This is a genomic window from Mycobacterium sp. (assembly GCF_050701675.1).
Classification (GTDB): domain Bacteria; phylum Actinomycetota; class Actinomycetes; order Mycobacteriales; family Mycobacteriaceae; genus Mycobacterium.
In genome coordinates, this window is sequence record NZ_JBOGDD010001071.1 from 1 (window position 1) to 8,977 (window position 8,977).

Below are 8,977 nucleotides of genomic sequence, written 5' to 3' on the forward strand. Positions count from 1 at the left end.
CCTATTGCCGGTTGATGTCAAGGCAATTGTCAGGTCGACATCGATCCTTGCTGACCGGTCGCTGGAACTTGTCGGTAACTCTGCTTCGGGACCTCGCCTCCGTTCGGGGGAATGCATTCCGCTCAACCGTTCATGGACCCCGAAGAGTCTGTCCGAAGTGATTGGTTCGGCGACCACTTTCGTCAACGGAATCAACCCGGCTGAGTCGACGAATGTCGGCGACGTCGTGCGTCAGGTCGATCAAGCGTTGCACGGCAATGGAGCCGGCGTAAACACGCTGCTGACGACGTCATCGGCGGTAGTCGACAGCCCGGATCAAACGATCAGCGACATCGGATCCGTGATCACCAACCTTGCCGAACTGACTTCAGCGGTCACCGAGATCAGAGGGCCGCTGAAGGAGGCTTTGCTCAACGCCGAACAGAACATGTCAGACGTCGCCGTGACCTTGGATGGTGGCAACCACATGGTCGGCGGATTCATCGGGGCTGTGAAAGCAGTAGTGGACGTGGAAGAGAACCTCGGCGGTGAATTTCAGTTCACGCTCGACGCGACGTCGGTTGCCCTGAGGAAGCTGAGTGCACACGCGCCGTGGCTGGCAAATCTGCTGAACCCTGTCCCGTGGTGGGTCAATACGCTAGCCAATCACTTCAATAACCGTGAATTCAATATCAGTTATCGTCCGCCGCTGTATCGCATCCGTACCCCCAATGGGCTTGCGCTGTGCGGGATCATGAACGCTTCGACGCCAGGAAGCTGCGCCGATGTTGCCGGGCAACCGTACGCGGTCGATGTTGCGCTGCTCCAGTACGTCCTCACACAGGCGAGCCGATGAACCGCCGGATGTGGCGGTTGGCCGGGGCCGTTGCCACCGTCGTGACAGTCTCCTCGTGTGCATCGCTCAATGTGAGCTCGTTGCCTGCGCCGGGTAGTAGTTATCGCGGTGGATATGACATCGTCATCGAATTCGCCAACGCGCTCAATTTGCCAGATAGCGCAAAGGTAGTTTTGGACGGCACCACGGTCGGAGTCGTCGCGAAGGTGGCACTCTCCAGCGATGCGGTCGACGTCACGTCGACAATCGACCGCAACGTCGCGGTGCCGTCGAACATCCGCGCGGTTCTGCAGCAGGACACGGTCTTGGGCGACATCTATGTCGCCCTGGAGCGACCGCAAACCGATGAGGCAGCGGCACCCGCGTTGAGCCCGGGCGGGCGCATCCCCTTGGCGCAGACCACTTCTCCGCCACAACTTGAAGACACGATCGCCCACATGGCGAACTTCGTGGCGAGCGGGTCCATCCAGCGCATACAGAACACGATCATCGGTATCAACCGAATCCAACCGCCTGGAGGCGAAGATGGGATCCGCAAAATGGCTTCCCAAGTGGCAGCCGACCTCGGGGACCTGTCGGACAACATGAATCTGGTCGACCTATGGCTCAACGGCGTGTCCGAAACGGTCGACGTCGCGCACAGAAGGATCCCGGTTTTGCAGGGAATGTTCTCGGAGCAGGGCATGACCGCTTTCCGTCGGTTCTTGGAGATTTTTTCATATGTTGGAACGATCCTGCCGTCTACCGGCAGTGTCTACGCCGGTGGTTTCTGGCTGGTTCCCCTACTGCGTTCTTTGCGAGATGCGCTGGGCGCTACCCAGCAATCCAAGAGGACGTTCGAAGCGGAGGCGCCCGCATGGCGTCGGCTACTCACTGATTTCTTCCTTCCGGAAGATAAATATCCGGCGATCAACATTACGTCGATAATCGGACCCGATGGTCGGGAAATATCGGGCAACGTGCAAGACGTGCTGCGGATATTGGGTGCGACACCATGAGGGGCCGAGACGTCTTGTCGTTCATGGCATTTGCCGTGATGATTGTGTTTGCGGTGAGCTACATCGGCTCGCTCGGTGTGCGGGTCAGGCCGCCCTCTGACCGAACCAACCTCTCCATGACGGTGGCAGATATCAATGGCATCGTCGTCGATTCGAACATCCTGCTGCGCGGCGTGCCAGTCGGCAAAGTCAGCCATGTCGCGTCATCTATCGGCGGAGCCACTATCGACTTCTACGTGGACGGCCGCTTCCGCATCCCCGCCGACTGCGATGTGCGGCTCGACAACCTATCTGCGCTCGGTGAAACCTATATCGGACTGTTTCCGCGGCGTCAGGACGGTCCAATGTTGCACGACGGCCAGCACATCGCCACCGAGTTGGTAGAGCAACCACCATCGATCACGGAGCTCGCGGCAAGTGTCACGCGGTTGCTCAATCAGCTCGACCCCGATGCGCTCGAACGGATCATCGGTGAGGTAGATACCGCACTGCCGGATCCAAATTCGGTGCTACCCAACCTGGCTCACGCTAGCGAACTGCTGAGAAACACCGCAGTGGATATGCACGGCCAAGGCCGAGTCTTGCTGAGCAACTTCGAGACACTGTTGCAGAACGCTGGGTGGGTAGGGCCCGTGCTCGCTTCGACGGCACCCAAACTCTCGGATAGCGCCGACAAGGCTTCAAAGGTCCTGCAAGGTTTTTCGGTAGGCGCCCTCGAGATACATCCGGACGGTATGAAGAAATTCGGATTCTTCCTCGATCGGGTCAAGAAGCTATTGGATGCCAACGGCGGTGACCTCAAAGTGCTGGGCGAAGCATTTCGGCCACGCGTGCGAGCCATCGCCGGTGCACTGTTGAACTTCGACCCCAGTCAGATCTTGGCCAACATCCTGGACACGGTGCCAGCGGACGGCGCCATTACGCTGCGCGTCACCATCCCCCCGAATTAACTAGGCAGGTATGGCTGCCCGTGACCACGAATTGAGGAAACTACGTGATTGTTGATAGCGAACGAGATGCAGGATTAGATGCGGCCAGCACCGATTCAGGCGGGTCGGCGTCAGAGGACGAATCGCCCATTGAGGACGCGTCGGCGGTAAGGGACGAACCTCAAGGTAAGAAGTCCAAAAGAGTGCAGCTTTCGGTTTCTCTTCGAAGCGTGGTGATCGGCGTGGTGATCGCCGCCCTCCTCGGCGCCGTCGGCGTGCTGGCTTGGCTCTATATCGGAGCGCAAGGCCAGCTCGACGAGCAGGCCCGCCAATCCGAAAACAATGTGCACGCCGAGAAGGTGGCTCTGCAGTACGCGGGAGAAGCGGCGGCGATGAACTACCAAGATCTCAACGCCTGGAAGGGCAGGCTCGTGGCAGGCACCAGTCCCGAACTGAAAGACAAGTTGTCGAAGGCTGCAACGTCGATGGAACAGATTTTGGTACCTCTGCAATGGAATTCGACGGCACATCCGCTGGCGGCAAAGGTTCGCACAGAAACCGGCGGACTCTATGTCGTCGACGCTTTTGTAAGCGTTCTTACCAACACCGCCCAAGCTTCGGAGCCGCTGCAGTCGACGGCAACATACAGCGTCACAATCGACAGTAGTAAGGATTGGCAGATCACCGATGTTGGCGGAGTTGGCGACGCGTTAGAACCAAAATAGACCTCCCGAAAGGTGACTTATGATGGGTCGAACTAGGTGGCCTGGTCTAGTCGGTGGCTTTCAAAGCTGTCGCCACGTAGAAGAGGTTTATGCGGTTGAGGATACGACGGTGCGAAGCTCCTTGGGCCGCTGCATCATCGCGCTGACATGTGTTTTGATTACGTTGTCCGGTGCGTCCGTCGCGACTGGGCCTGCATCTCGAGCCGATCCGTCCGATTACGGGCGGCCTCCCGAACCATTACCGGTGGTCACTCCAACGCCTTCTGACTGGGTGCCGAAGTTTCCATTCCCTTATGACGAAACGAAAGGAAGAGTGACCGATGCGGACATCAACGCGGAACGGGAGATGTGCCAGTGGTTCAACACGCAATATGATGAATTGACGCGGCAGATCAACAGGCTACAATTCAACCGGATCACACCGAACGGACCGGGGGTCATCTCGGGCGTGGGTTCCGACTGGGACTACAGCATTGGCGACCTTCAACAGCAAGCCGACATTGTCACCGCAAATATCGACCAGTCGGTGGACTTCCTCGCCCCCCGCGTCCAAGCACTTACTCAATCCACTAACCATTCGGGCGACGTCTACTTTCCGCTCTATGAAGGTGAGAGTTTCTACCTACTGTGGCAGCACCTGTCCAACGTCAGCGCCGGGATCAAGAGCCATCAACCCGACTGGTTCACAAGTCCATCGGTGCAGAGAGTATTGCGTTGGGGTAGCAGAATCCACCGTTCGCACGTATGCCAGTAGAGAACGTAGTGCGGTAACTGACAGCAGGCGGCGAGCGTGCGATTCGTCTCGATTCATAGCGGAGTCAACGGCATCTGGTGCTGGCGACGAACGATCCCGGAACTCGAGCGGCGATCGGCATCGATCTGGCGGCGACCGATTCGCCGAGTTTCATGATCTGAATTAAAAGCAGGAACTGGTGGGGTGAGATGGGCCGACATCGCTGCGGTTCGCAGCTTACGGGCTGCTCAGAGGAGGAGGATCGGAGAATGCATCACCGCATGGGCCGTTGGAGGTGGTTGGCGGCCATTGCTTCTACAATTGGATTAGTGTTCGGCACCGTGGCCCCGGGACACGCGGACCCGCCTAGCGATGCTCCAGCGAATCCATTTCCAGAGATGGGGCATGTTTTTGCGTGGTATGACCAATTTGAGCCAGACCGGTTGTCCCTTGCTGACCATCCCGGTGTCTGGTTCCTGTCACCCTCTGGACTCAACTGCGGCATCTGGGATAGGGGAAGCTTTGGTTGCACCGGCAATATCCCGGGTGCACCCCCGGGGAGCAATCACATCGCTTGGTTCAACGGAAATCGCTCCGTGCACCACGGGTGGAGCGCGGCCATACAGTTCCCTGCCGGACAAGCTGATCTGACACTGCCGCCGCGCAGCTACGTAACCTACAACTCAACGACTTGTGCCATAGAGCCAGACAGTAGCATTTATTGCGGGCACGGCGAGTTTAAGTTTTTGATAACTGCGACAGAGACTTGGTTCAAAGGCTACGACGAGCCCTCCACGCGTGTGTGCCTAAGCTACGGGTCTTGTTGATGGAAGAACTCTTTTGCTATCGGTGACGCCAGCTAGCGTTAAACCGTACGACGGGAAGCGAGTACATGTTTTCCCACACGTCTGCGGCGTCCTATTGTCATTTCCAGAGAAGGAGTTGTAAGTGCTAAGGCAATCACCTGCTCCGCCCGGAGGCCGCAGGTCGACGTCGATGCTCCACTACTGGCGGACGCCGATCCGACCGGTAGTCGTGTGCACGCTGCTTTTTTCTAGTGGCATGGTGCTGACACCGTCAGCCCTCGCGGATTCGGTAGCCAACTTGCAGGATGCGATGGCGACCGCCCGCGGTGGAACGTCATGCCAGCCGTTGAGCTACAACCCGGTTGTCGAAAAAGCAGCTGGGATCATTAATCAGTCGACTGATGACTACATCAACCACATCTCAACGTACCAACCGATCACTGACCCAATGCCCGGGCTAAAGGATCTCGGCTACGGCGGGAATAAGGCGGTCTTGCTTCAAGGTGCCCTGAGCAACGAAGCTGACGCGATAAAGGGCGCCTTACTGCAAGGCTATGCCGCAATCCCTGATTGCTCCTACACGGACTTAGGGATAGACGTGCGACGAAACGAGGCGACTGATAATATCTTGGTTGTGTACGTGTTAGCGGGGACCTAGAAATCAGGGTTGCAAGAGGTGTGCTCGACAATGATACTTGCGGGAAGGGCCCATGATTCGTATCCAGCTCGTAATGATTTCGTTGATTATTGGCATTTCTTCGATCTCGGTGGCCCCGTCCGCTCGCGCTGCGGATAGCGTTACATACGAGGTCGTCTCAAACGATGTCGGCGCAGCAACTGTCGAGTACTTCGACTCCTCTGAGCGGAAAGTACTCGATGCTGTGCCGCTGCCATGGCGAACCAGCGTGACGGTGATTAACGCTCGCATTCCGTCAGCCGACGGCGCGGAAGTTCGCGCCGACTGGCGGCCTCGCGTATGTGACGGGCGAGCTTGGTGCCCAGAGGCCAGGCCAAATAATTGGGTAACGGTCAGGATTTATTTTCGCGGAAAGGTCATCTGCGAAAGCACCCTTGATGTGGGCAATGCCGCCTGCTACGGCAGCACATCTTTTAAATCCTGACTGTCGATAGGCCCTTGATTCCAGGTATTGGACACGGAACTCCCTACTCGGTAACCACGAACATGCGTGAGTGAGGCACCCTGCCCGCAACCCCCAGATCAACGCCGGCGTTGACCCTTACCAGCCGTCACTTATTAACACCAGTCGCACCCCCATCAAGTGCCGAGGGCAGTCGTTCACCGTCAGGCAGCGAATCTCCGGTTTTCACTGTGATGTGCTTGGACAGAAGCCAGCGCCCGTCCTCTCGACGCAGGTGATCGTGATATCGCCCCACGAACGACATCTCGGCCGGCCCATCCTCCGGTACCAATGACACGATCACGTCGCTCCAAGCTCTAGCCTCGTTCTCGTAGATGTCGATTACCGGCGCATATACGAAATGTTTGATCCTGTTCGGAGTCGGGGGTTGCGTTGCAGGTAACCCTTCGATGATCGCCTTTCGCCCGCGAAACGTCTGTCCCGCCCACGGCAGCTCACCGTCACCGCAGAACAACGCCGCAAGTTCGGCCCATCGACGTTCATCGAGCAGCTGAGCGTGCAACGCAATTACGCGCCTGATCTCTTCGTAATCGTCCACTGCTACCTGTCCTTTCCGTGCGCCTGCTTTGTCGAATTTGAAGACGGTGTCAAGCAGGGCCGTCGACCCCGGTCAGCACTGCGGCAGCGGCGGAGACGGCGTCGGTGTCATCGGCCGTGATGACGAGAGTGCCCGCGGGGGCCGACGTGATCTGATCGCGCACCTCTGGTGCCTTCCAAGAACCTCGGTCACCCGAACATCGGCTGTCAACGACAGACCGGCGAGCAGCACGGCATCGTTCCCTCCCTCCAACAGCGGAAAGTCACGCGAAATGAGAACGACGCGATGTGCCGAGGCCGCCGGATCGGCGGCGCGACCGGCGGCTACAGCCATGGTCAGCACATTTTCGTCGGGTCCCTTGACCCGACGTGCACGGTTGGTCGCGCCCGTCGTCCAGGGCGGAATGTAGGTTCCGATGGACACGACATCACTCATGATGGCTACCTCGCCCTGTCGAGCGGCATGAACCGCGGAGTCTGCACGGCGCTGCGGGGAGGGGAGCATTCACAGGTCAACAATACGATATATAGTTATATGTTTCGTGTGAGTTGCGCCACCGGTGGCTTCCACCGTTGATGTCGATGGTTCGATCCCAACTCCGGTTCGATCTACGCGTGCGTCATCGGGCAGGGTATCGACCTACATGGAGGCAGCCACACCATCGACGGGGTTCTCGCGTCGGACTCGGACGCCGTCCTTCTCGACGTCGATCCGGGCGCACCCCTTCTGCGCGAAAGGCGTCGTGCCACTGACAGTTCCGGTACGCCGCTTCGAGTACGCCGACGATCGCTATCGGCCAGACCGCGTCACGTTCACCATCGACAACACCCAGTCCACGCCCCACGGCGCCGCCCACCGTCGACGAGGGCGACCTGGTGTACGAGGAGCACGTCCGCGTACGGATCCGTCTCCCGCCGCCACAGCGGCTGTAGACATCCCAGGGGCGTAACTCGTCAAGCGGCTTCGGTGGTTTGGCGGTGTGCCCAGGCGGTGGTTTCGCTGTAGGCGGGCGCTGTGGCGAAGGCGGCCGTGCAGGATGCCGACGAGTCGGTTGCCCAAGGCGCGTAGGGCTTGGTGGCGCAGGTCGCCGGCGGCGCGGTGCTGGTCGTAGAGGGCCCGTGCCCCGGAACTGCTGGTCAGCGCGCAGAAGGCCCAATGGCCGAGGATGACACCGAGTCCTGGCAGGGAGAGCTAGATGTCGGCGTCCGGGTGTGTCTCAAAATGCGTCGTCAGTTCAGGTTCGAGGTCGGCGATCTGATGGTTCAACTCGGTGATGATGCCGACTGCGGCCCGGGTGGTCGCGGCGAATGCGGCGGCGATCGCCGAAGGGGCGGCGAGTTGGTCGGTGCGCAGTGCTGCGAGATGTTCTGAGCCCGGCATCGATGTTGCGTTGTCGGCCAGCATGTTTGAGTCCTGAGCGGACCTTGGCCAGGCTCAGACGAGCAGCCTCGCCGGGACTGGGGGCGCACCCCACCCTGGCTATCTCTGTCGATCGGGAGCGCACGAGTCGCGTGCACGTTCGTTGCCGCGATGGGAGCCGATATGTACCACGTCCGATGTACCGGGTCACGTGGGCGTTCGGACGACAGCCCAACGCCTTTGGGCTGCTGCCAGATCGGCCGTGTCGTCGGCCGTGGGGCACGTCGAGCGCCAACAATCTGAACAACGCTCTGGAGGACGAGAAATGTTTCGAACGATGCTCGGCGGCAAACTGCATCGCGCCACGGTGACTCAGCCCGACCTGCACTATGTGGGATCGACCACGATCGACGAGGGCCTCATGCAGGCCGCCGACGTTCGGGAGGGCGAGCAGGACGACGTCGTCGACATCACCAACGGTGCCCGCCTCACCACGTACGCGATCACCGGAGCAACCGGGTCCGGTGTCATCGGAATCAACGACGCCGCAGCGCACCTGATCAGACCGGACTATCTGGTCAGATTGATCAGGGAGCATTGCCGCCGTGGGGCTATCCAGATCGGTGCCCATTCGTTCGCTGAGCTTGCGTTTTGCAGCCAACTTTAACAAGCTCCGGGCGACACGCCGAAGTCTTGTCAAAGTAGGCAGGCGAGTCCTGTCAATCTTCGCTGCATCTCGACATGCGTTGTTGGTTGTGGAGATGAGGCGGAGATTGGCAATCTGAAAGCGCTTGTCTAACAACGCATTGTAGCCGAGGGCCCGTGTCTGTGGGCTCGCCTCTTCGCTGCCGTGTAGGCCTCGCGGTTGTCGGTATGCTTGGCGGCGAGGGGGCG

General features: G+C 59.3%; 8 protein-coding genes and 4 pseudogenes. 9 read left to right on the forward strand and 3 right to left on the reverse strand.

Going from position 1 to position 8,977, the window contains the following annotated elements; genetic code table 11:
* The 7 genes from ACRDUX_RS32830 to ACRDUX_RS32860 all read left to right on the forward strand — a co-directional run.
* On the forward strand, positions 1–835 hold an 835-nt coding region (locus tag ACRDUX_RS32830; RefSeq protein ID WP_526420362.1), incomplete at its 5' end, for an Mce/MlaD family protein.
* Positions 832–1,833, forward strand: coding sequence for an MlaD family protein (locus ACRDUX_RS32835; protein ID WP_526420364.1), 1,002 nt, complete (start codon positions 832–834; stop codon positions 1,831–1,833). The genes ACRDUX_RS32830 and ACRDUX_RS32835, both read left to right, overlap by 4 nt.
* Positions 1,830–2,783, forward strand: a complete 954-nt coding sequence (locus ACRDUX_RS32840) for an MlaD family protein (protein WP_526420366.1) — start codon at positions 1,830–1,832, stop codon at positions 2,781–2,783. Before ACRDUX_RS32835 ends, ACRDUX_RS32840 begins: the two co-directional genes overlap by 4 nt.
* Positions 2,784–2,827: 44 nt before the next feature.
* Positions 2,828–3,487, forward strand: coding sequence for a hypothetical protein (locus ACRDUX_RS32845; RefSeq protein ID WP_526420368.1), 660 nt, complete (start codon positions 2,828–2,830; stop codon positions 3,485–3,487).
* Positions 3,488–3,629: 142 nt separating this feature from the next.
* Positions 3,630–4,241: a hypothetical protein gene (locus ACRDUX_RS32850; protein ID WP_526420374.1), complete on the forward strand. Its 612-nt coding sequence runs from the start codon at positions 3,630–3,632 to the stop codon at positions 4,239–4,241.
* Positions 4,242–5,282: 1,041 nt separating this feature from the next.
* Complete coding sequence (locus ACRDUX_RS32855; protein ID WP_526420370.1) at positions 5,283–5,684, forward strand: hypothetical protein; 402 nt, start codon at positions 5,283–5,285, stop codon at positions 5,682–5,684.
* Positions 5,685–5,757: 73 nt separating this feature from the next.
* Complete coding sequence (locus ACRDUX_RS32860) at positions 5,758–6,147, forward strand: hypothetical protein (protein WP_526420376.1); 390 nt, start codon at positions 5,758–5,760, stop codon at positions 6,145–6,147.
* 127 nt (positions 6,148–6,274) lie between these two features.
* On the opposite strand, the gene ACRDUX_RS32865 is transcribed toward ACRDUX_RS32860, so the two are convergent.
* Together ACRDUX_RS32865 and ACRDUX_RS32870 are read right to left on the reverse strand one after the other, a co-directional pair.
* Entirely contained in the window at positions 6,275–6,724 is a 450-nt protein-coding gene (locus ACRDUX_RS32865; RefSeq protein WP_526420372.1) for a nuclear transport factor 2 family protein, read from the reverse strand.
* Positions 6,725–6,782: 58 nt separating this feature from the next.
* Positions 6,783–7,159: pseudogene (locus ACRDUX_RS32870) on the reverse strand (hypothetical protein); the annotation flags it as partial.
* A 165-nt stretch (positions 7,160–7,324) separates the two neighbouring features.
* On the opposite strand from ACRDUX_RS32870, the pseudogene ACRDUX_RS32875 reads away from it, so the two are divergent.
* Positions 7,325–7,729: pseudogene (locus ACRDUX_RS32875) on the forward strand (UTRA domain-containing protein); the annotation flags it as partial.
* Here ACRDUX_RS32875 and ACRDUX_RS32880 read toward each other — a convergent pair.
* Positions 7,678–8,207 (reverse strand): annotated as a pseudogene (locus tag ACRDUX_RS32880) (IS110 family transposase); the annotation flags it as partial. The pseudogenes ACRDUX_RS32875 and ACRDUX_RS32880 overlap by 52 nt on opposite strands.
* A 201-nt stretch (positions 8,208–8,408) precedes the next feature.
* Here ACRDUX_RS32880 and ACRDUX_RS32885 point away from each other — a divergent pair.
* Positions 8,409–8,672 (forward strand): annotated as a pseudogene (locus ACRDUX_RS32885) (aspartate 1-decarboxylase); the annotation flags it as partial.
* Positions 8,673–8,977: the final 305 nt, after the last annotated feature.